This window comes from Streptomyces sp. NPDC001732 (assembly GCF_053596315.1).
Genome location: NZ_JBSFFY010000050.1, coordinates 25708 through 48962, shown reverse-complemented (window position 1 = coordinate 48962; position 23255 = coordinate 25708). Strand labels below are relative to the sequence as shown.

Sequence of the window (23255 nt, the reverse complement as noted above, 5' to 3'; positions counted from 1 at the left end):
CCAACGCCTGGGAAGAGGTCCTGTGCCAGATCTTCGCGGACGTCCTCGGCCTCGACACCGTCGGCGTCGACGACAACTTCTTCGACCTCGGCGGCGACAGCATCCTGTCCGTCCAGGTGGTCAGCCGGGCCCGTACGGCCGGTCTGGTCGTCGCGGCGCGGGACATCTTCCGGGAGGGCACGCCCGCCGGGCTGGCCGCGGTCGCCGAAGCCGTGCCGACGACGGTGGAGGAGCCGGACGCCGGTATCGGTGAGATCCCGGCCACCCCGATCATGCGCTGGCTGGAGGGCTTCACCGAGACCGACGGCTTCAACCAGTCGATGGCCGTGCGGGTACCGGCCGGGCTCGACGAGCAGGCGCTCGTCGGCGCGGTCCAGTCCCTGCTGGACCACCACGACATGCTGCGGCTCCGGCACCTGCCGGACGGCACGTACGAGGTGCGGGAACGCGGAGCCGTCCGGGCCTCGGTCCACCGGGTCGACGCCCGGAACACCGACCCCGGAGACGTCGAGGCGGCCCGCGTCGCCGAGGCGGCACGACGGGAGCTGTCCCCGACGGACGGCGACCTCGCGCGGTTCGTCTGGTACGACGCGGGACCCGACCGTCCGGGCACGCTGCTGGTGGTGCTGCACCACCTCGCGGTGGACGCCGTGTCGTGGCAGATCCTGCTGCCCGACCTGGCCGCCGCGTACGAGGCGACGGCCGCCGGACGGACCCCCGAACCGGCCCCGGTCATCACCTCGTACCGGACCTGGGCCGGCCTCCTCCACGCGGCGGACCGGCGGGCCGAGCTGCCGGTGTGGCGGGAGATCGCCGCGACACCGGACCCGCTGCTGGGCACCCGCCGACTGGACCCGGCCATCGACACGGCCGGTACCGCACGGCAGTTGGAGCTGTCCCTTCCGGCGGACGTCACCGAGGCCCTGCTCGGCACCGTCCCGGCCAGCGTGAACGGCACGGTCACCGACGCCCTGCTGTACGGGCTCGCCAGGGCCGTCGCCGAGCGGCGCGGCGCCGGGCCCGTCCTGGTGGACCTCGAAGGCCACGGACGCGAGCACATCGCCGACGGCGTGGACACCTCGCGGACGGTGGGCTGGTTCACCAGCCTCTACCCGGTGCGGCTGGACGCGCAGGGCCGTACGCCGACCGACGGGCTCAAGCAGGTCAAGGAGCAGCTGCGGGCCTTCCCGGACACCGGTATCGGATACGGCGTGCTGCGTCACCTGGGCGACGAGCCGGGGCTCGCCGTGACCCCGCAGATCGGCTTCAACTACCTGGGCCGGTTCGTCGCGGGCGGCGGCGACGGCGCGGACGGCGACTGGCAGACGGTGGACGGGCCGGTTCCGGCGCCGCGTTCTCCGGAGATGCCGATGACACACGCGGTCGAGATCACCGCGGTGACCGAGACCCACGAGGACCGTCCGCAACTCGTGGCGACCTGGACGTGGGCGCCGGGCCTGCTCGGCGAGTCCGCGGTGCGGGAGCTGGCGGAGGCGTGGCGTGCCGCGCTGACGGAGCTCGCCGACGAGCGGCCGGACACGGTCGGGCTGACTCCGTCCGACCTGAGCGACGACCTGACACAGAGCGAGATCGACAGCCTTGAGGCTGAACTGGGGGACTGGTGATGAAGCGTTCACGCCTTGAGGACGTACTGCCGCTGACACCGTTGCAGGAGGGGCTGCTGTTCCACGCCCTCTACGACGAGACGGCCGTGGACGTGTACAACACCCAGCTGGTGCTGGAGCTGTCCGGCGCGGTCGACGCGGAGCTGCTGCGACGCAGCGCCGAGGCGGTCATGCAGCGGCACGCCAACCTGCGGGCGGGTTTCCGCATGCGGGCCAGCGGCCGGCCGATGCAGATCATTCCGCGGAGCGTGGCGCCGGGATGGGCCGAACTGACGCTGACGGCAGATGAGTTGGACGCCTTCCTGACGGAGGACCGGGCCACCCGGTTCGACCTGGGACGGCCGCCGCTGATCCGGTTCAGCCTGGTCCACCTCGGCCCCGGCGACCACCGGCTCGTCCTGACGAACCACCACATCCTGCTGGACGGCTGGTCCGCTCCCCTGCTCGTGCGGGAACTCCTCGCCGTGTACGAGGCGGGGGGCCGCACCGACGGACTGCCCCGGGTCACCCCGTACCGGGACTACCTGCGCTGGCTGGGGCAGCAGGACGGCGAGGCGGCCAGGAACGCCTGGCGGGAGGCGCTCGCCGGGGTCGACGGGCCGACCCTCGTGGCGCCGGGGGCCACCGCCGGGACGGTGCTGCCGGAGCGGATCGCCGCGGCGCTGTCGCCGGAGGTCACCGCCCGGCTGGTGCGGACGGCCGCCGAGCGCGGCCTGACCCTCAACTCCCTGGTGCAGGGCGCGTGGGCGATCGTGGTCGGGCAGCTCGCGGGCCGCACCGACGTGGTGTTCGGCACCACGGTGTCCGGGCGCCCGGCGGGGCTGCCCGGGGTCGAGGACATGATCGGCCTGTTCATCAACACGGTGCCGGTCCGGGTCGCCCTCGACCCGTCGGCGCCGGTCGCCGACGCGTTCGGTGCCCTCCAGCGCCGCCAGGGCGACCTGCTCGACCACCATCACGTCAGTCTCGCCGAGATCCAGCGCGAGGCGGGGCACGGCGAGCTGTTCGACTCGATCCTCGTCTTCGAGAACTACCCCCTGGAGGAGGGCGGTCCGGACGGCCCGCTCGACATCACCGACATCGACGGGGGCGGGGCGACCCACTACCCGCTGAGCCTGATCACCGGCATCGCCGGGGACCGCCTCGTCGCCCGGCTCGACATCCGGCCCGAGGCGTTCGACCGGGCGCAGGGCGAGGCGATCGCCGCGCGCTTCCTGCGCGTCCTGGAGACCGTCGCCGCCGACCCGGACCGTCCGGTGGGCCGGATCGAGGCCACCCTGCCCGAGGAGCGGCGGCAGGTCGTCGAGGAGTGGAACGCCACCGACCTCGACCTGCCCGCGGCCGTCCTGCCCGACCTGCTGGAGGTCTGGGCCGGCCGCGCCCCGGACCGGGTCGCGGTGGTCTTCGAGGGCGAGGAGGTCACCTACCGCGAGCTGCACGCACGGGCGAACCGGCTGGCCCGCGACCTCGTCGCGCGGGGCGCGGGTCCCGGCCGGCTGGTGGCCCTCGCCATGCCGCGCTCGGTGGACCTCGTCGTCGGGCTGCTCGCGATCGTGAAGACGGGGGCCGCGTACCTCCCGGTCGACGTGGGCTACCCGGCCGACCGGATCGCGTTCATGCTGGACGACGCCGCGCCGATCTGCGTCCTCGACAGCGCCGGGGCGACGGCCCGGGAGGACGCCCCGCTCACCGACGCGGACCGGCTCCGCCCGCTGCGCCCGGACGACGCCGCGTACGTCATGTACACCTCTGGTTCGACGGGGCGGCCCAAGGGCGTCGTCGTGCCGCACACCGCCGTCGTGAACCGGCTGGACGGCATGCAGCGCGCGTTCCCCCTGGCCGCCGACGACCGGGTCCTGCAGAAGACCCCGACCAGCTTCGACGTGTCCGTGTGGGAGTTCTTCTGGCCCCTGCTGGAAGGCGCCACGATGGTGGTGGCCAGGCCCGACGGCCACCGGGACCCCGACTACCTCGCCGAGCTGATCCGGGCCGAGGGCGTCACGACGGTCCACTTCATCCCCGCCGTGCTGGCCGCCTTCGTGGAGGCTCCGGCGACCGCCGAATGCACCGCGCTGCGCCGCGTCTTCTGCGGCGGCGAGGCCCTGCCGGCGGAGTTGCACCGGCGCTTCCGGGACGTCCTGGACATCCCCCTGCACCACCTGTACGGCCCCACCGAGGCGACGATCGACGTGACCGCCTGGGACGGCGGCCGGGAGATCCGCCCCGGCAACGCGCCCATCGGCTTCCCCGTCTGGAACACCCGGGTCTACGTCCTCGACGCGGCCCTGCGCCCGGTCCCGCCCGGCGTGGAGGGCGAGCTGTACCTCGCGGGTACGCAGCTCGCGGACGGCTATCTGCGGCGGCCCGGCCTCAGCGCCGAGCGGTTCGTCGCCAACCCGTTCGGGCCGCCCGGCTCGCGGATGTACCGGTCGGGCGACCTGGCCCGGTGGAACGCCGACGGCTCCGTGCAGTTCGCCGGCCGGGCCGACCGCCAGGTCAAGATCCGCGGCGTCCGCGTCGAACTCGACGAGATCCGGGCCACCGCGGCCGAACTCCCCGACGTCGCCCAGGCCGTCGTCACCCTCTCCGGGGAGCGGCTCGTCGCCTACCTCGTGCCCGCCGGACCCGGCGGCGGCGACCTGGTCCGCACCGTCCGCGAGCACCTGTCCGCGCGCCTGCCCGACCAGCTGGTGCCCGGCGCGTACGTGGTCCTCGACGCGCTGCCGCTGACCCCCAGCGGCAAGCTCGACACCGACGCGCTGCCCGTGCCCGACCCCGTCGGCGCCCCTGCCGGGCGGGCCGCGGCCACACCGCAGCAGGAGATCCTCTGCGGGCTGTTCGCCGATGTGCTCGGCGTCCGGCACACCGGTGTGGACGACGACTTCTTCGACCTGGGCGGGCACTCGCTGCTCGCCACCCGGCTGGTCAGCCGGATCCGCTCCGCCTTCGGCGTGGAGCTGCCGATCCGGGCGCTGTTCGAGGCGCCCACGCCCGCCGGGATCGCCGCCCGCCTGGACACGGCGGCGGCGGCCCGGCCCGCGGTGCGCCCCGCCGAGCGGCCGGAACACCCCCCGCTGTCCTACGCCCAGCAGCGGCTCTGGTTCCTCTACCGGCTGGAGGGCCCCGGCGCCACCTACAACCTGCCGGTCGTGCTGCGCCTGACCGGCCCGCTGGACCGGGCCGCGCTCGGGGACGCCCTCACCCACGTGGTGGAGCGGCACGAGGCGCTGCGCACCGTGTTCCCCGACTTCGGCGGCACGCCGTACCAGCGGGTCCTGCCCGCCGCCGTCGAGCTGCGCGTGGAGCCCCACTCGCAGGAGGCGCTGGACGCCGCGGCCGGGTACGCGTTCGACCTGGCCGAGGAGGTGCCCCTGCGGGTCACCCTCTTCGAGGCCGGTCCCGAGGAGCACGTCCTGCTGCTCCTCCTGCACCACATCGCGGGTGACGGCTGGTCCACCGCGCCGCTCGCCGACGACCTGGCCGCCGCGTACGCCGCCCGGTGCCGGGGCGAGGCCCCGCAGTGGGCGCCGCTGCCCGTGCAGTACGCCGACTTCGCCCTGTGGCAGCGGGAACTGCTCGCGGGCGAGGACGACCCCGAGAGCCTGATGGCCCGCCAGCTCGACTACTGGCGCACCGCGCTCGACGGGGCGCCGGAAGTGCTGGAACTGCCCGCCGACCGGTCCCGCCCCGCGGTCGCCGGCAGCGCGGGCGGCGTGGTCGAGCTGACCGTGCCCGCCGAGGTGCACGGCGCGCTCGCCGCGCTGGCCCGGTCCGAGCAGGTCAGCATGTTCATGGTGGTCCAGGCCGGGATCGCCGCCCTGCTGGCCCGGATGGGCGCCGGCACCGACATTCCGCTCGGCACCGCCGTCGCCGGGCGCACCGACGAGGCGCTGGACGACCTCGTCGGGTTCTTCGTCAACACGCTGGTGCTGCGCACCGACGTCTCCGGGAACCCGGCCTTCACCGAACTGCTGCGCCGCGTCCGCAGCACCGACCTGGCCGCCTACGCCCACCAGGACGTGCCGTTCGAGCGGCTCGTCGAGGTGCTCAACCCGGCCCGGTCGATGGCCCACCACCCGCTGTTCCAGGTGATGCTGACGTTCGCGAACACCGCGGACGGCGACTTCGAGATGGCCGGGCTCCAGGTCGCCCGCGAGCACGTGGGCGCCGACAGCGCCAAGCTCGACCTGTCGTTCTTCCTCGCCGAGGAGCACACCGGCGACGGCGGCCCGAACGGGCTGCGCGGTGCGATCCAGTACTCCTCGGACCTGTACGACGCCGAGACCGTGCAGGCCCTGGCCGACCGGTTCGTGCGGATCCTCGCCGCGGTGGCGGCCGACCCCGCCCTGCCGGTCGGGGAGCTGCCGGTGCTGTCCGGTCAGGAGCGCCACGACGTCCTGGCCGGCTGGAACCACCCCGGGCTCGACGTGCCCCGGACGACCGTGCCGGAGCTGTTCGCCGCCCGTGCCGCGCTCACCCCCGGCGCCACCGCCGTCGTCTGCGGGGACGAGAGCGTCACGTACGCAGAACTCGCCGACCGGGCCGACCGGCTCGCCCGGCTCCTCGTGGCGCGCGGGGTGCGGCCCGAGACGTTCGTCGCGATCGCCCTGCCGAAGTCCGTCGACCTGGTCGTGGCGGTCCTGGCCGTGTTCCGGGCCGGGGCGGCCTATCTGCCGCTGGACCCCGAACACCCCGCCGACCGGCTCGCCTTCGTCCTCGACGACGTCGACCCGGTCCTCGTCCTGACCACCACGGACACCGAACTGCCCGGCGGGCGGCCCCGGTTGCACCTGGACGCCCTCGACACGGCCGGGCAGGAGGCGGATGTCGCACTGCCGGCCGCCGTGGCCGACACCTCCGCCGCGTACGTCATCTTCACGTCGGGGTCCACGGGCCGCCCGAAGGGCGTCGTGGTCGAGCACCGGTCGCTCAACGTCTACCTGGCTTGGGCCCGGCAGGCGTACGACTCCGTCGGGCGCGGTGCGCTGGTCCACTCGCCGATCTCCTTCGACCTCACCGTCACCGGCGTCTTCGCGACGCTGACCGCGGGCGGCACCGTGCAGCTCGTCGACCTCGACGGCGCGGCACCCGCCGAACGCCCGGCGTTCGTCAAGGCCACCCCGAGCCATCTGTCGCTGCTGCTGTCGCTGCCGGACGCGTTCTCCCCGACGGAACAACTCGTCCTCGGCGGCGAGTCGTTGATGGGCGAGCTGCTCGACGAGTGGCGCCGCCGCCACCCCGGTGTGACCGTGGTCAACGAGTACGGGCCCACCGAGACGACCGTCGGCTGCACCGAATTCCGCATCGCGCCCGGCGACGGCGTGCCGAACGGTGTCATCACCATCGGCCGGCCCGTCTGGAACACCCGGATGTACGTGCTCGACGCACGGCTGCGCCCGGCGCCCGTCGGGGTGACCGGCGAGCTGTACATCGCCGGTGACCTGGTCACCCGCGGCTACCTCAACCGCCGCGGCCTCACCGCGGAGAAGTTCGTCGCGGACCCGTTCGGCCCCCCGGGGTCGCGCATGTACCGCAGCGGCGACCTGGGCCGCTGGAACCGGCACGGCGAACTGGAGTTCGTCGCCCGGGTCGACCACCAGGTGAAGCTGCGCGGATTCCGCATCGAGCTGGGCGAGGTGGAGTCGGCCGTCGGCCGCCACCCGGAGGTGACGCACACGGCCGTGATCGTCCGCGAGGACCGGCCGGGCGACAAGCGACTGGTCGCCTATGTGACGCCCGCCGACGTCGACCTCGCGACCGTCCGGGCCGAGGTCGCCGAGCAGCTGCCGGAGTACATGACGCCCTCCTCGTACGTCGCCCTGGAACGGCTCCCGTTCACCGCGAACGGCAAGCTCGACCGGAACGCGCTGCCCGCCCCGGAGACCGTCACCACCGCCCGCGGGCCCCGCGACGCCCGCGAGGAGGCCCTGTGCCGGATCTTCGCGGACGTGCTCGGGCTGGAGTCGGTCGGCATCGACGACGCGTTCTTCGACCTCGGCGGGCACTCCCTGCTGGCGGCCCGGCTCGTCGCCCGGGTCCGGGACGAACTCGGCGTCGACGTCGGCATCCGGACCCTGTTCGAGGCGCCGAGCGTGGCCGGGTTCGCCGAACGGATCGGGACGGGCCTCCCGGACGGGCGGCCGACGCGGCCCCCGCTCGCCCCGCGACCGCGCCCGGAGCGGGTGCCGCTCTCCGCGGCCCAGCGCCGGCTGTGGTTCATGTACCGCTTCGAGGGCCCCTCGCCCACGTACAACGTCCCGCTGTCGCTGCGGCTGACCGGCCGGGTCGACACCGGTGCCCTGCGGGCCGCCCTCGCCGACGTGGTGGACCGGCACGAGAGCCTGCGCAGCGTCTTCGGCGACGAGGACGGCCGGCCCCATCAGCGGACCGTCCCGGACTCGCCCGTGCTGGAGGAGGTGACGGGCGGCGACGTCGCCGAGCTCGCCTCGTACCGCTTCGCGCTCGACCGCGAACTGCCCGTGCGCGCCTGGCTGATCCACCGGGGCGCCGACGAGCACGTCCTGCTGGTGCTCGTCCACCACATCGCGTGCGACGGCTGGTCGATGGGCCCGCTGCTGCGGGACCTGGGCACCGCCTACGCGGCCCGCCGGGAGGGCCGGGCCCCGCAGTGGGCGCCGCTGCCCGTGCAGTACGCCGACCACGCGCTGTGGCAGCAGGAGGTCCTGGGCGACGAGTCCGACCCGGACAGCGTGCTCGCCCGGCAGACCGCGTTCTGGCGGGAGACCCTCGCCGGTGCGCCCGACCTGCTGGAACTGCCCACCGACCGGCCGCGCCCCGCCACCCTCACCCTCCGCGGCGGCACCGCGCCCCTGACCGTCGGCCCCGAACTGCACAAGGCCGTCGACGAGTTGGCCCGCTCCAGGCGCGTCAGCGTGTTCATGGTGCTCCAGGCGGCCCTCGCCGCGCTCCTCTCGCGGTACGGCAGCGGCACCGACATCCCGCTCGGCTGCGCCGTCGCCGGGCGCGACGAGGAGGCGACCCGGGACCTGATCGGCTTCTTCGTCAACACCGTGGTGCTGCGCACCGACGTCTCCGGCAGCCCCTCGCTGCACCAGCTCGTCGACCGGGTCCGGGAGACCGACCTGGCCGCGTTCGCCCACCAGGACGTGCCGTTCGAGCGGCTCGTCGAGGTGCTGAACCCGGCCCGGTCCCTCGCCCACCACCCGCTGTTCCAGGTGATGCTCACCCTGCAGAACCTCGACGCCGCCGAACCGGAACTCGCCGGTCTCGACGTCCGCGGGGAGCAGGTCGACACGGAGTCCGCCAAGGTGGATCTGGCGTTCCTCCTGGAGGAGGACGAGGCGGGCGGGCTGACCGGCATCGTGCGCTACGCCACCGACCTGTTCGACCCGGAGACCGCCCAGGACCTCGCCGACGGCCTGGTCCGGCTGCTCGCCGCCGCCGTCGCCGCCCCCGACGAGCCGCTGGACCGGCTCGACGTCCTCGGCGACGAGCTGCGCCGCCGCGTCCTGGAGGAGTGGAACGGCACCGGCCCGGCCGCGGCCCCGCTGACCTGGACGGAACTGTTCGCCCGTCAGGTGGCCGCCACCCCCGGCAACCCGGTGGTGCAGGACGGTGCCCGCACGCTCACCTACGCCGAGCTGGACCGGCGGTCCAGCCGGCTCGCCCACCTGCTGCGCGAGCGGGGCGCGGGCCCCGGCGAGGTCGTGGCGCTGCGGCTGCCCCGGTCCGCCGACTTCGTCGTCGCGCTCATGGCGACGCTGAAGGCGGGGGCCGCCTATCTGCCGGTGGACCCGAACTACCCGGCCGAACGCATCGCGTTCATGCTCGACGACACCCGCCCGGTCTGCGTGCTCTCCCCCGAGTCGCTGCGGGAGTGCTCCGAGGCCGCCGAGGCGATGCCCGACACCGTGCCGGACGCCGGCCCGCACGTGGACGACGCCGCGTACGTCATCTACACCTCCGGTTCGACCGGCCGCCCCAAGGGCGTCGTGGTGTCGCACCGGGGCCTGGCCGGGCTCGCCGCCAACCAGACCGAGCGGTACGCCGTCGGACGGGACAGCCGCGTCGCGCAGATGATCTCGCCGAGCTTCGACGCGAGCGTCTCCGAGATGTGCCTCGCGCTGCTCACCGGCGCCTGCCTGGTGATCCCGCCGGGCCCCCTCGCCGGTGCCGAGCTGGGCGCCTTCCTCGCCGCCGAGCGCATCACCCACGTCCACCTCCCGCCGTCCGTGCTGGCCGGGGTGGAGCGCGGCGGACTGCCGGACCTGGAGGTGCTCGTCTCCGGCGGCGAGGCCACCCAGCCGGAGCTGCTGGCGCACTGGGCCGAGGGCCGCCGCGTGATCAACGCGTACGGCCCGACCGAGGCCACCGTGGACGTCGCCTCCTGGGTGCACGACTCGAAGGACCGGCGGCCCGTCCCGATCGGCACGCCCATCGGGGGTGCCCGCGTGTACGTGCTCGACCACCGGCTCCAGCCCGTCCCGCCCGGGGCGGTGGGCGAGCTGTACGCCGCCGGGCCCGGCCTGGCCCGCGGCTACCTCCGCCGCCCCGGCCTGACCGCCGAGCGGTTCGTCGCCAACCCGTTCGCGCCCGGCGAGCGGATGTACCGCACCGGTGACCTGGTCCGCCACGACCGCGACGGCCTGCTGGTCTTCGTCGGCCGGGCCGACACCCAGATCAAGCTGCGCGGCCTGCGCATCGAACTGGGCGAGATCGAGTCGGCGCTCGCCGAACTGCCGGGCGTCGCCCACGCCGTCGCGGCGGTGCACGCCGACCGGCTCGTCGGCTGGGCCGTGCCGGCCGCGGAACACCGGCTCGACGCCGGGGAACTGCGGGCCCGCCTGGCCGAGGTGCTGCCGGCGCACATGGTGCCCGCCGTCCTCGTGCCCCTGGACGAGCTGCCGCTCACCCCGAACGGCAAGCTCGACCGCAAGGCCCTGCCCGTGCCGGAGGTGGACCTCTCGGCGACGGGCCGGGACCCGCGCAGCCTGCGCGAGGAACTGCTCTGCGGACTGTTCGCGCAGGCGCTGGACCTGCCGCGGGTCGGCGTCGACGCCAACTTCTTCGAGCTGGGCGGCCACTCCCTCCTCGCGATGCGGCTCGCCGGCCGGATCAGCACCGCCCTGGGCGTGGCGACCGATGTGCGGGCCCTGTTCGAGGCACCCACCCCGGCCGCGCTCGCCGCCCGCATGGACACCGTCGCCGACACGGGCCCGATGGTGGAACTGCGCCGCGGCGGCGACCGCCCGGCACTGTTCTGCACGCCGCCCTCGCTCGGCCTGAGCTGGTGCTACGCCGGTCTGCTCCGCGGGCTCCCCGAGGACGTGGGCCTCTACGGCCTGCAGGCGCGGGGGCTCGACGGCACCGGCACGCTGCCGGGCTCGCTGACCGAGTGGGCGGAGGACGCCGTCGCCCGGATACGGGCGGTCCAGCCCGAGGGCCCGTACCACCTGCTCGGCTACTCGTCGGGCGGCAACATCGCGCACGCCGTCGCCACCGTCCTCCAGGAGCAGGGCGAGCGGGTCGGTCTGCTGGCCATCATGGACGCCCGGCCCGGCGACCCCGCGCAGGACGGACCCGTGGAGGAGCAGCGGCTGCTCACCGGGGCCGATGTGCTCGCCGTGATGAGCGACGACGCGGGCGGCGACCCCGCCGACCGCGGCGACGAGTCCGCACAGCGGGCCCGCGCGCTCGGCCTGGTCGGCGAGGTGCTGGGCGGCGAGGCCGACGAACGGCTCCTCGACGTCATGATCAACACGATCAGGGTGGTCACCGCGCACCGGCCGGTTCCGTACCGGGGCGAGGTCACGCTGATCACCTCGGGCGGGGCCGCGGGCGGCAAGGCGCTGGAGGAGGCCTGGGCGCCGTACGTGGCCGGGGCGCTGAACGTCACCGCGCTCGACTGCGGACACCACGACCTCATCGGGGCGGCCGTGCTGCGCGACGTGGCCGGGCAAATCTCCCCGGCTCTCGAATGCGGCCGGGAAAAGGCCGCAATAGGGGAGCGATAAAGCCGCTCAATAGTGTGAAGCGAAATTCCCGTTGTTCCCGCGAAGTTGAGGCGGATCGGTCATCGTCATGCTCGACAGGCTCATAGCAGAAACGCCTTTTGTCCGACGCGCCCGGCGGACGGACCGCAAGATTCGCCTCTTCTGTTTTCCGCACGCCGGAGCAGGGGCGAGCGCGTTCGCCGCGTGGCCGGACCTGCTGCCGCCCGAGGTGGAACTCGTGGCCGTGCAGTTGGCCGGCCGCGAGGACCGCGTCGGCGAACCGTCCCCCACGTCCGTGGACATGGCGGTCCGCACGGTGGCGGTGGCCCTGCGCCCCTATCTCCAGGGCCCCTACGCCTTCTTCGGGCACAGCGGCGGCGCGCTGCTGGCGTTCGAGCTGGCGCGGGCGCTGCGCAGGCGCGGGACGCAGCCGACGCACCTGTTCGTGTCCGGGCAGGCGGCGCCCGACCACGTCTTCGACCTGCCGCGGCTGCACACGCTGCCCGACGACGAGTTCGCCGCCGCCCTGCGCGACCTGGACGGCACGTCCGACGGGGTCTTCACGGACCCGGAGCTGATGCGGCTGCTGCTGCCCACGCTGCGGGCGGACTTCACCCTGTGGGAGAACCACCGCCACCGCCCCGACCAGCCGCTCGCGGTACCGGTGACCGCGCTCGGCGGGGACAGCGACCCGCGCGTCCCGGTCGACGGCCTGCACGCCTGGCGGGAGCACACCACCGGCGAGTTCGAGGTGAAGGTCTTCCCGGGCGGCCACTTCTATCTGAACGACAGCGGCGCGCAGCTGACCGAGGCGCTGGCCGGCCGGCTGCTGGGCCGTGCGCCCGCCCACGCGGGCTGAGGGGAGCCGAACCGATGAACACGCACACGTCCGAGAACGCCCCCGAGACCCGGCTGCGCGAGGCCGCCGAGGCCGTGCCCGGGGTCGGCAGGGCCGTACCCCTGCTGCGCCGCGAGGCCCGGATCGGCCACGTCCGCCGGACCGCCCCGCGCCCCGAGGACGCCGCACCCGCCCCGGCGGGGCCACCGGCGCTCGCCCACGGCGGCGAGCTGCCCGAGGACCCCGCCTTCCCCACCACCCTCCAGGAGGCGCTGCGGCGGGCCGCCGAACTCGCCCCGGACCGGGGAACCGTCTACCTGACCGGCGACGGCGAGGAGTTCCAGAGCTACCCGCAGCTCCTGGCCGACGCGCAGCGGCTGCTCACCGGACTGCGCTCCACCGGTGCCGCCCCGGGCGACGCGGTGCTGTTCCAGTTCGCCGACAACCGGGTGTTCGTCACCGCGTTCTGGGCGTGCGTCCTCGGCGGCTACCTGCCCACCCCGGTCGGTGCCGCCCCGGGCTACGACCGGGAGAACGCCGTCACGACCAAGCTCCGAAACGCCTGGGAGTTGCTCGACAGGCCGCTGGTCCTCACCGACGCGACCCTCGCCCCGGCGGTCCGCAAGCTGTCCGAGCTGTGGGGCGTGGACGAGGTCCGCGTCGCCGTGGCCGAGGAGCTGGGCGCCGGGCCCGAGAGCACCGACTGGTTCCCCGCCACGCCCGACGACCCGGCCGTGCACCTCCTGACGTCCGGCAGCACCGGCGTGCCCAAGGTGGTCCGCCACCCGAGCCGGACGATCCTGGCCCGGACCCGGGCCATCGCCCACGCCAACGGCTTCGGCCCCGACGAGGTCTCGCTGAACTGGATGCCGCTCGACCACGTCGGCGGGATCGTCATGTACAACGTGCGGGACGTCGTGCTCCGCTGCCGCCACGTCAACGCGTCCATCGACGCGTTCCTCGCCGACCCGCTGCGCTGGCTCGACTGGATCGACCGGTACGGCGTCACCAACACCTGGGCCCCGAACTTCGCGTTCGCCCTGGTCAACGAGTGCGACGCGGCCATGGACGGCCGGTCCTGGGACCTGTCGACGCTGCGTCACCTGTGCAATGCGGGCGAGGCCGTCGTCAGCCGCACCGCCGACCGCTTCCTGGAACTGCTCACCCGGCACGGCATGCCCGCCGACGCGATGCGCCCCTGCTGGGGCATGTCGGAGACGAGTTCCGGCGTGACCTACTCGACGCTCGTGGCGGGCGACCCGGCCGTGGGCCGGCTGAGCGTGGAGAAGAGCTCCCTCGGCGGCGCGCTGCGCTGGTCCACGGGGCCCGGCGCCCTCACGTTCACCGAGGTCGGCCCGCCCGTCCCGGGCGTGCGGCTGCGGATCGTCGACGAGCACGGCGCGGTGCTGCCCGAGGACCACGTCGGACGGCTCCAGATCACCGGGCCGACGATCATGGCGGGCTACTTCCGCAACGAGGAGGCCAATGCCGAGGCGTTCACCGACGACGGCTGGTTCAACACCGGCGACCTCGCGTTCCTGCACGAGGGCCGGCTCACCATCACCGGCCGCGAGAAGGACCTCATCATCGTGCAGGGCGCCAACGTCCTGAGCTACGACGTGGAGTCCATCGCCGCGCGGGCCGAGGGCACCGAGGCGACCTGCATCGCCGCGTGCGGCTGGGCCGGTGCGGGCGACAGCACCGACCGGCTGGTCATCTTCTTCGTGCCCGCCGCCGACGACTGGACCTCCGTCCACGACACGATCGCCGGGATCAGGGCCGAGGTCGCCGAGACGCTGGGCCTCCAGCCCGACCTCGTGATCCCGGTCGAGCGGGACGACTTCCCGAAGACGGGCAGCGGAAAGATCCAGCGCGCCCAGCTCATCGCCGACCTGGACGCCGGGGCGTACGCGCAGTGGTTCGACGAGCCCGAGGGCTCCTGGTACTTCGAGCGGACCTGGCTGGAGGCGCCCGCCGCCGGGCGCGGTGCCCTGCCGCCCGGCCCCTGGCTGGTCCCGGCACAGCTGCGCGACCGGCTCGCGGCCGAGCCGGGCGTGCCCGAGCTGGTCACCACCCCGGGCGCGCGCGTCGGCGCCGTCGTCCACCTGGCCCAGGGGCCCACCCCGCAGGGCGTGGCGCTGGACGTCCTGGGCGTCGTCCAGGAGCTGGCCGCGCTCGACCCGGCGCCCCCGCTGCTGGTGGTCACCGGCCGCGGTCTGTGGACGGCCCCCGACGACGGCCTCGACCTGACCGCGGCGGCCCTGCCCGGACTCGTCCGCACGGTCGCGGCGGAGCGGGCGCTGCCGTTCGTCCGGCAGGTCGACGTGGCGGACCCGGCCGACGCGGCAGCCCTGGCCGCCGTCGTCGTCACCGAGCTGGCCACGCGCGACGGCGCCGACCTCGTCGCCCACCGCGACGGCCGCCGCCTGGTGCCCCGGCTCAGGCCCGTGACCCCGGACGAGGACGGCGGCGACGCCTTCGTGACCGGCGGCCGCTACCTCGTCACCGGCGGCAGCGGCGGCGTCGCCCACCCCGTCGCCGAGTACCTGCTCGCCGCCCACGGGGCGAAGCTGCTGCTCATCGGGCGCGGCCTTGCCGACCGGGGCGAGCGCGCCGAGCGGATCGCCGACCTGGCCGCCCTGGGCGACGTCACCTACCGGGCCGTCGACGTGGCGGACCCGGACGCGCTGCGCGCCGCGGTCGCCGAGGCCGAGGCCCGCTGGGGCGCACCGCTCGACGGGGTGCTGCACCTGGCCGGGGCCGACGTCTCCCACCAGTGGGAGCAGCTGGAGAAGCACCTGGTCGTCCACGAGTCCCCGGAGGCGTTCAAGGACGCCTACCGGGCGAAGGTCACCGGCACCCTGGCGCTCGCCGAGCTGCTGGAGGACCGGCCGGACACCCCGCTCGTGCTGTTCTCCTCGGTCAACGGCGAGTTCGGCGGCAGCTCCTTCGCCGCGTACTCGTCCGCCAACGGCTTCCTCCACGGCTTCGCCGACCACTGGGGCCGCGAACGCGGCAGGCCCGTGCACTGCCTGGCGTGGAGCACCTGGAGCGGCCTCGGCATGAACCGGGGGGCGCCGTCCGGAGCCGCCGAGGCCCGCGGATTTCGCCGGCTCACCCCGGACGAGGGGCTCGCCGCACTGCTCGCCGCGCTGCGGCAGGAGCGGATCACGCTCCTGGTGGGCCTCGACGGCCGCAACGAGCACATCGTGCGCGCCCTCGCCCCGGACGGGCTGCGCACCGCGGAGGCGATCGTCGTCTACGAGGGCGACGCGTCCGAGACCGATGTGCGGGCCGCCGTGGCAGGGGTCGCGCGGGGGCTGGACCTGCCCGTGCGCTGCCTGCGCGTGGAGCGGCTGGAGGACGAGGAGCCGGAAGAGCTGCTGGCCCGCGCCCTGGCCGCGCTGGGCCGGGGCCGCAGGCGCTTCGTCGCCCCGGCCACCGATCTGGAGCGCGCCCTGGCGGCGCTCTGGGGCGAGGTGCTCGGCAGCGAAGTCGGCCGCGACGACCGTTTCTTCGACCTCGGTGGCAGCTCGCTGCGCGCCGCCCGGCTCGTCAACCGCATCAACGGCACCCTCGCCGCCCGGCTGTCCGTGCACCAGCTCTACGAACACCCCACCGTCGGCGAACTCGCCGAGGTGCTGACCCCGCAACTGGATGGAGAACCGTCATGACCAACCCCTTCGAGGACCCGGACGGCACCTACGTGGTGCTGGTCAACGACGAGGGCCAGTACTCGCTGTGGCCGACGTTCGTCGAGGTCCCGGCCGGCTGGCGGACCGCCCATCCGGAGGACACCCGCGACGCCTGCCTCGCCTTCATCGAGGCCACCTGGACCGACATGCGCCCGCGCAGCCTGGTCACCGCGATGGAAAACCACTGACGCCATGACGCTGGCCATCGAGGCCGAGGGACTGGTGAAGCGCTTCGGCGACCAACTGGCCCTCGACGGAGTCGACATCGCCCTCCCCGCCGGGCGGGTGCTCGGCCTGCTCGGCCCCAACGGCGCGGGCAAGACCACCACGGTGCGAATCCTGTCGACCCTGCTGCGCGCCGACGGCGGCCGGGCCCGGATCTTCGGGTACGACGTCGCCACCCAGCCGCAGCAGGTCCGCCGGTGCATCGCGCTGACCGGGCAGTTCGCCGCGGTCGACGGGGACATCCCGGGCTACGAGAACCTCTATCTCATCGCCCGCCTCCTCGACATGCCCGCCCGGCGGGCACGGGCGGCGGCCGACGAGATGCTGGAGCGGTTCCGGCTCGCCGACGTGGGCGGCAAGCTCGCCCGCGACTACTCCGGCGGGATGCGCCGGAGGCTGGACCTCGCGGCGTCCCTCATGGGCGATCCGCGGCTCGTCTACCTCGACGAGCCGACCACCGGCCTCGACCCGCACAGCCGCAACGAGTTGTGGGCGGTCGTGAAGGAGCGGGCCGCGGCCGGAGCGGCGGTGCTGCTCACCACCCAGTACATGGAGGAGGCCGAGGCGCTCGCCGACTCGGTGATGGTCGTGGACAAGGGCCGGGTGATCGCCGCCGGCACGGCCGCGGAACTCCGCGCCCGCGTCGGCGGCCGTGCCCTGGAGGTGCGCCCCGCCCACCCGGAGGACCTGGACGTGCTCGTGCGGGCGCTGGCCCTCGACGGGCTCGACGGCCGCGTCGACCCGGAGGCCGGTCTGCTGCGGCTGCCGCTCGTCCGGCCGGACGAACTGACGCGTGCCGTACGGGCCGTGGCCGCGGCCGGGGTGGCCGTGGACTCGGTGGACACCCGGGTCGCCAGCCTCGACGAGGTCTTCCTCGAACTGACCAGGAGCGACGCGTGACCCTGACGTCTTCACCCGTGACGCCCCAGTCCCCGCCGCTGCCCACCGGCTCCGGCCGGGTCGGGCCGCGCGCGACGCTGCGCCACTCGTTCGCCATCGCGCGGCGCAACCTGCTGCAGATCCGCAGCGACCCGGGGCTGCTCCTGGACTCCGTGGTCATGCCGATCGTCTTCACCCTGATCTTCCTGTACGTGTTCGGCGGCGCGATCTGGGGCGACCGGCCGGGCGACTACCGGCAGTACCTGCTGCCCGGGATCATGGTCCAGACGCTGATGTTCGCGTCCCGGTCGACCGGTTACCTGCTGTCGGCCGACTTCGGCAGCGGGGTGATGGACCGGTTCCGTTCGCTGCCGATCGCCCGCTCCGCCGTGCTGACCGGCCGGATCCTCGCCGACATGGGCCGGCTGCTGCTGGGCCAGCTCGTCATGCTGGGCTTCGCGCTCCTCATCGGCTTCCGGGTCGAGACCGGCTTCCTGTCCGCCATGGCCGCCGTGCTGCTCACCCTCCTCTACGGCACCGCCCTGGCCTGGGTGTCGGCGTACATCGGGCTCGCCATCCGCAGCCCCAACACCGTGCAGTCGGTGGGCTTCCTGTGGATGATCCCGCTGCAGTTCGGCAGTTCGATGCTGGTGCCGACCAGCACCATGCCCGACTGGATGCGGGCCTTCGCCACGGTCAACCCGACGACCCTGGTCACCGACGCCTGCCGCAACCTGCTCGTCGGCGGCCCGACCGCCACCCCCGTCCTCGGCAGCGTGCTGTGGAGCGTGGGCCTCATGACTCTGGCGATTCCGTTGGCCGTATCCCGTTATCGGCGCCGCTGAAAAGCAATCGATAACAAGCGAGAAACCCTCCTCAATACGTTCCCTTCTGTCCCTCTCTCCCGAGTGGAGGAGCTTTTCCATGCAGTCCGGTCACACCACCGTTCCGCGGTGGCACACGGCGACCGATGCGGTGCCGGGCATTGCCACGGTCCGCGTTTCCCTGGAATTCGCGCCGGGCCCGGCCGAGTTGTCCGCCGCCCATGCCAAGGTCGTCGCGGTCCTCGGCGGGGAGGACGAGGTCGCCCTCGGACCGGAGCCCCGCCTCGTGCCCGTGGCCGGCGGTTCCTGGGCCTCCCTGGTGGAGCGGGCCCGCACCGCGCCGCCCGCCCGGGGCCACGGCTTCGAGACGCAGACCGGCGGCGAGCCGGACGCCCTTCCCGACGGAGTGGTCCTCGGGGTGCGCGCCGAGGGCGGCGAACTCGTCCTCACGTACCGCACGGAGGCCTTCGACGCCGAGCACGCCGCCCGGCTGGCGGGCTACCACCGCACCGCTCTGGAGCGGATCGCCGCCGAGCCGGACGCCCCGCACGAGGGCCGCGGCCTGCTCTCCGCCGAGGAGCGCCAGGTCCAGCTCGTCGGCATGGCCGGTCCCGAGCGCCCCCTGCCGGACCGCCGTTTCCACGAGCTGTTCGAGGAGCGGGCGCGGCTGCACCCCGACCGGGTCGCCGCCGTCATGGACGAGCGCAGTGTCACGTACGCCGAGCTGAACGCCCACGCCAACCGGATCGCCCGGACCCTCCTCGACCGCGGCCTGTCCGCCGAGGACCGCGTCGCCGTGGTGACCGAGCGCAATCTGGACTGGGCGGCCGCCGTCCTCGCCGTCCTCAAGAGCGGCGGCGTGTACGTCCCGGTGGAGCCGCACTTCCCGGCGGACCGCATCGGCAGCACCCTCGACCGCTCCGGCTGCGCCATGGTCCTCACCGAGCCGGGCAGCACCACCACGCTCGACGAGGCGGTCCGCGACCGTCCGTCCGTCACCGTGCTCGGCCTCGACCGGATCGCCCCGGACACCCCCGGCGACGACCTCGGTCTGGAGATCGGCCCCGGCCGGCTCGCCTACATCTACTTCACCTCGGGCTCCACCGGCGAGCCCAAGGGCGTGATGTGCGAGCACGCGGGCATGCTCAACCACCTCTACGCCAAGATCGAGGACCTCGGCGTCGGCGAGGGCGACGTGGTCGCCCAGACGGCCCCGCAGTGCTTCGACATCTCGTTGTGGCAGCTGGTCTCCGCCCTGCTGGCCGGCGGCTCGACGCTCATCGTGCCGCAGGAGGCGATCCTCGACGTCCCGCGCTTCGTGGAGATCGCCCGCGGCGCCGACGTGCTGCAGCTGGTCCCGTCGTACATCGAGGTCGTGCTGTCGCACCTGGAGGAGCACGGCGGCGGCCTCGGCCGGGTCCGCTGCCTGTCCTCCACCGGTGAGGCGCTCAAGAAGGAACTCGTCGACCGCTGGTTCGCGGCCTTCCCCGGCATCCGCATGGTCAACGCCTACGGCCTGACCGAGACCTGCGACGACACCAACCACGAGGTGATGGACGCGCCGCCCGCCGGGGACCGGGTGCCGCTCGGCCCGGCGGTCCGCAACGTACGCGTGTACGTGGTCGACGAGCAGCTGGAGCCGGTGCCGCTCGGCTCGCCCGGCGAGATCGTCTTCGCCGGTGTGTGCGTCGGCCGCGGCTACATCAACGACCCCGAGCGCACGGCCGCCGTCTTCGGCACCGACCCGCACCGGCCGGGGGAACGGCTTTACCACTCCGGCGACTTCGGGCGCTGGCGGCCCGACGGCAAGCTGGAGTTCCTCGGCCGCCGCGACGCCCAGGTGAAGCTGCGCGGATTCCGCATCGAGCTCGGTGAGATCGAGAACCGTCTCCTCGGCGTCCCGGGCGTCCGGGACACCGCCGTGGTCGTCGTCGGCCAGACCCTGGTCGCCTTCTACGCCAGTGCCGCCGAGGTGCCCGTCGACGAGCTGCGCTCGTGGCTGGCCGCCGCGCTTCCCGAGTACATGGTGCCCAGCCGCTTCCACCTGCTGGACGCGATGCCGCTCACCGCCAACAGCAAGATCGACAAGAAGCGGCTGGCCGAGCTGGCCCGCGCGGACGACGACGGGGTCGAGCCCCCGGCCACGCCCACCGAGCGGCGCATCGCCGCCGCCTGGGCGGCCGTCCTCGGCCTGGACCCCGCACGCGTGGGGCGGGACAGTCACTTCTTCGACTCGGGCGGTACGTCCCTGTCGGCCGTGCGCCTGGTCGTGAAGCTCGACCGGGCCGTGTCGCTCAAGGACCTCAACCGGCACCCCCGGCTCGGGGAGCTGGCCGCGTTCGTCGACGGCGCCGCCACCGAGACGGGCCTGCTCCAGGACCTGCTCGAACCGTCCTCCCCGGACGCCGCGCTGATCTGCTTCCCGTACGCGGGCGGCAACGCCGTCAACTTCCGGCCCCTCGCCGCCGAGTTGGCGGACAGCGGGCTCTCCGTCCACGGCGTCGAGCTGCCGGGCCACGACCTGACCGACCGGCGGGAGCCGTTCGCCCCGATCGAGCAGGTCGCCAAGACCGTCGCCGCCGAGGTGGTCCAGCGCGGAATCGGGCCGGTGCTGCTGTGGGGCCACTCCTCCGGCGCAGCCCTCGCCGTGCTGACCGCCCGCCTCCTGGAGGAGCAGGGGCACGACGTCCGCGGCGTCCTGATCGGCGCCCAGCTGGTCGGCTCGCCCGACGCCCGGCGCCGGTTCTGCGCCGAGCTGCGCACCCTGACCGACCTGGAGGTGACGCGGCGGTTCGCCGGCGAGGCCGGCTACACCGAACTGGCCGACGCGGACACCGGCCGGGCCGAACTGGTCGGCGCCGCCTACCGGCACGACGTGCTGGAGGCGGGCGCGTTCTTCGCCGACGGCGCCGGGAGCGCGGTGCCCGCCACCCTGCTGAAGGCCCCGCTGACCCTGGTGGTCGCCGCCGACGACCCCGCGACCCGGGGCCACGAGCAGGACCTCGACGCCTGGCGCCGCATCGCCGGGACCGTAGGGGTCCACGAACTGCCCGACGGCGGCCACCACTTCTTCCGCACCCGGCCCGCGCAGGCCGCCGCCGCGGTGCGCGATGTCCACCGGAACCACGAGAGAGAGCGAGCATGATGGTGACGCCGAACGACACGGACCCCTTCGCCGGACTGGACGGGCGGCGTGAGGACGGCGGTGCGGCCATCGTCACCGCACCCGCCGTCGACGACCCGGCCGCCTGGGCCGCCGAGCACCGCGAGGCCCTGTACCGGGTCGTCGCCTCCCAGGGCTCCGTCCTGGTGCGCGGCCTGGGCCTGCGCGACGCGGCCGGCGCGGGCGCGGTCCTCAAGACCCTCGGCGGCGAGCTGATGGCCGAACGCGAGGCGTTCGCCCCCCGCTGGAAGTACGAGGAGGGCATCTACTCGTCCTCCAAGTGGCCGCCGAACCAGCCGATGTGCATGCACCACGAGCTGAGCTACGCGCTCACCTTCCCGAAGACGATGCTCTTCGCCTGCCTGAGCGCCCCCACGAGCGGCGGCGCCACGGCCGTGGCCGACGCGGCGGAGGTCCTGCGCACCCTGCCCACCGAACTCGTCGAGCGCTTCGAGCGCGAGGGCTGGCTGCTCACCCGCAGCTACAACGAGGACATCGGCGTTCCGTGGAGCGAGGCGTTCGGCACCACCGACCGTGCCGAGGTCGAGCGGTACTGCGCCGCCAACGACATCCGGTTCGAGTGGGTCGGCGACGGGCTGCGCACCAGCCAGCGCCGCCCGGCCGTGCTGTCGCACCCCGCCGACGGCGAGCGGGTCTGGTTCAACCAGATCGCCTTTCTCAACGAGTGGACGATGGCGCCCGAGGTCCGCGAGTACCTGGTCGACGTGTACGGCCGCGAGGCCCTGCCCTTCAACACCGGCTTCGGCGACGGCGGCGAGATCACCGAGGACGTCGTGGAGATCCTCAACAAGGTGTACGACTCCCTCACCGTGGCCGAGCCGTGGCAGCCCGGCGACGTGATGCTCGTCGACAACCTCCGCACCGCGCACAGCCGACTGCCGTACGACGGAGCCCGCGAAGTGCTCGTCGCCATGGCGAACCCCACCACCCGATCCGCCTGAAGGCTCCGAGAAACCAGATGACGAAAAACAGCCCCGCATTCGCAGTGATCTCCGGCCGGCAGGTGCAGCACGCACTGGGCGGGCAGGAGAAGCTGGTCACCGAGATCGTCGAGGCGGCCTACCGCACGCACGGGGACGGACGGACGGTCAACCCGCCGTCGTACTTCCTGCGGTTCCCCGACCGGCCCTCCTCCCGCATCATCGCCCTGCCCGCCTCGCTGGGCGGCGAGGTCGCCGTCGACGGCATCAAGTGGATCTCCAGCTTCCCGGAGAACGTCGCCGAGGGCATCCCGCGCGCCTCCGCGGTGCTGATCCTCAACGACCCGCGCACCGGCTACCCGTACGCGTGCATGGAGAGCTCGATCATCAGCGCCAGCCGGACGGCCGCGTCCGCCGCGCTCGCCGCCGACCGCCTCTCCCGCGACCGGACCCGCCCCACCCGGGTCGGTTTCATCGGCACCGGACTCATCGCCCGCTACGTGCACACCTACCTGGCGGGCACCGGCTGGTCCTTCGAGGAGGTCGGCGTCCACGACCTGTCGGCCGAGCACGCCGTCGGCTTCAGCTCCTACCTGGAGCGCTCGGGCGAGAGCGGCCACGTGACCGTGCACGCCCGCGCGGACGACCTGATCCGCAGCAGCGACCTGGTCGTCTTCGCGACCGTCGCGGGCACCCCGCACGTCACCGACCCGGCCCTGTTCGCCCACCACCCGCTGGTCCTGCACGTCTCCCTGCGCGACCTGTCGCCGGAGATCGTCCTGGACTCCGCCAACTACGTCGACGACATCGAGCACTGCCTGAAGGCGAACACCTCGCCGCACCTGGCGGAACAGCTCGTCGGCCACCGGGACTTCCTCGACGGCACGCTCCACGACGTCCTGACCGGCCGGGCGACCGTCCCGGCCGACCGCACGGTGGTGTTCTCACCGTTCGGCCTCGGCGTCCTCGACCTGGCCGTCGGCGCCCACGTCCACCGGAGCCTGTCGTCCGCCGGCGAGCTGAACACGGTCGACGACTTCTTCCACGAGATGAACCGGTACGGCGGCTAAGGGGCGACAGCCCCGGAACGG

At 74.0% G+C, this 23255-nt stretch carries 10 protein-coding genes; all 10 read left to right on the top strand.

The features are described 5' to 3' along the window. A partial coding sequence (locus ACWCXX_RS31330; RefSeq protein WP_451133139.1) for a condensation domain-containing protein occupies nt 1-1625 on the top strand: 1625 nt, incomplete at its 5' end. After that, a complete protein-coding gene (locus ACWCXX_RS31325; RefSeq protein ID WP_451133137.1) occupies nt 1625-11620 on the top strand; it encodes an amino acid adenylation domain-containing protein in 9996 nt (3331 codons plus the stop codon). The genes ACWCXX_RS31330 and ACWCXX_RS31325, both read left to right, overlap by 1 nt. 67 nt (nt 11621-11687) lie before the next feature. Beyond that, nucleotides 11688-12458, top strand: coding sequence for a thioesterase II family protein (locus ACWCXX_RS31320; RefSeq protein ID WP_451133135.1), 771 nt, complete (start codon nt 11688-11690; stop codon nt 12456-12458). A gap of 14 nt (nt 12459-12472) precedes the next feature. Then, complete coding sequence (locus ACWCXX_RS31315; RefSeq protein ID WP_451133133.1) at nt 12473-16111, top strand: SDR family NAD(P)-dependent oxidoreductase; 3639 nt, start codon at nt 12473-12475, stop codon at nt 16109-16111. Continuing rightward, a complete protein-coding gene (locus tag ACWCXX_RS31310) occupies nt 16108-16320 on the top strand; it encodes an MbtH family protein (RefSeq protein ID WP_451133131.1) in 213 nt (70 codons plus the stop codon). The genes ACWCXX_RS31315 and ACWCXX_RS31310 overlap by 4 nt, the downstream gene beginning before the upstream one ends. Before the next feature lie 4 nt (nt 16321-16324). Next, on the top strand, nt 16325-17257 hold the full coding sequence (locus ACWCXX_RS31305; RefSeq protein ID WP_451133129.1) for an ATP-binding cassette domain-containing protein: 933 nt from the start codon (nt 16325-16327) through the stop codon (nt 17255-17257). Next, nucleotides 17254-18081: an ABC transporter permease gene (locus ACWCXX_RS31300; protein WP_451133127.1), complete on the top strand. Its 828-nt coding sequence runs from the start codon at nt 17254-17256 to the stop codon at nt 18079-18081. Before ACWCXX_RS31305 ends, ACWCXX_RS31300 begins: the two co-directional genes overlap by 4 nt. Nucleotides 18082-18160: 79 nt before the next feature. Continuing rightward, entirely contained in the window at nt 18161-21205 is a 3045-nt protein-coding gene (locus ACWCXX_RS31295) for a non-ribosomal peptide synthetase (protein ID WP_451133125.1), read from the top strand. Further along, nucleotides 21202-22185 (top strand): TauD/TfdA family dioxygenase, encoded by a 984-nt coding sequence (locus ACWCXX_RS31290; protein ID WP_451133123.1) that lies wholly within the window; start codon nt 21202-21204, stop codon nt 22183-22185. Before ACWCXX_RS31295 ends, ACWCXX_RS31290 begins: the two co-directional genes overlap by 4 nt. Nucleotides 22186-22202: 17 nt before the next feature. Next, nucleotides 22203-23234 (top strand): 2,3-diaminopropionate biosynthesis protein SbnB, encoded by a 1032-nt coding sequence (gene sbnB / locus ACWCXX_RS31285; RefSeq protein WP_451133121.1) that lies wholly within the window; start codon nt 22203-22205, stop codon nt 23232-23234. Nucleotides 23235-23255 lie beyond the last annotated feature (21 nt).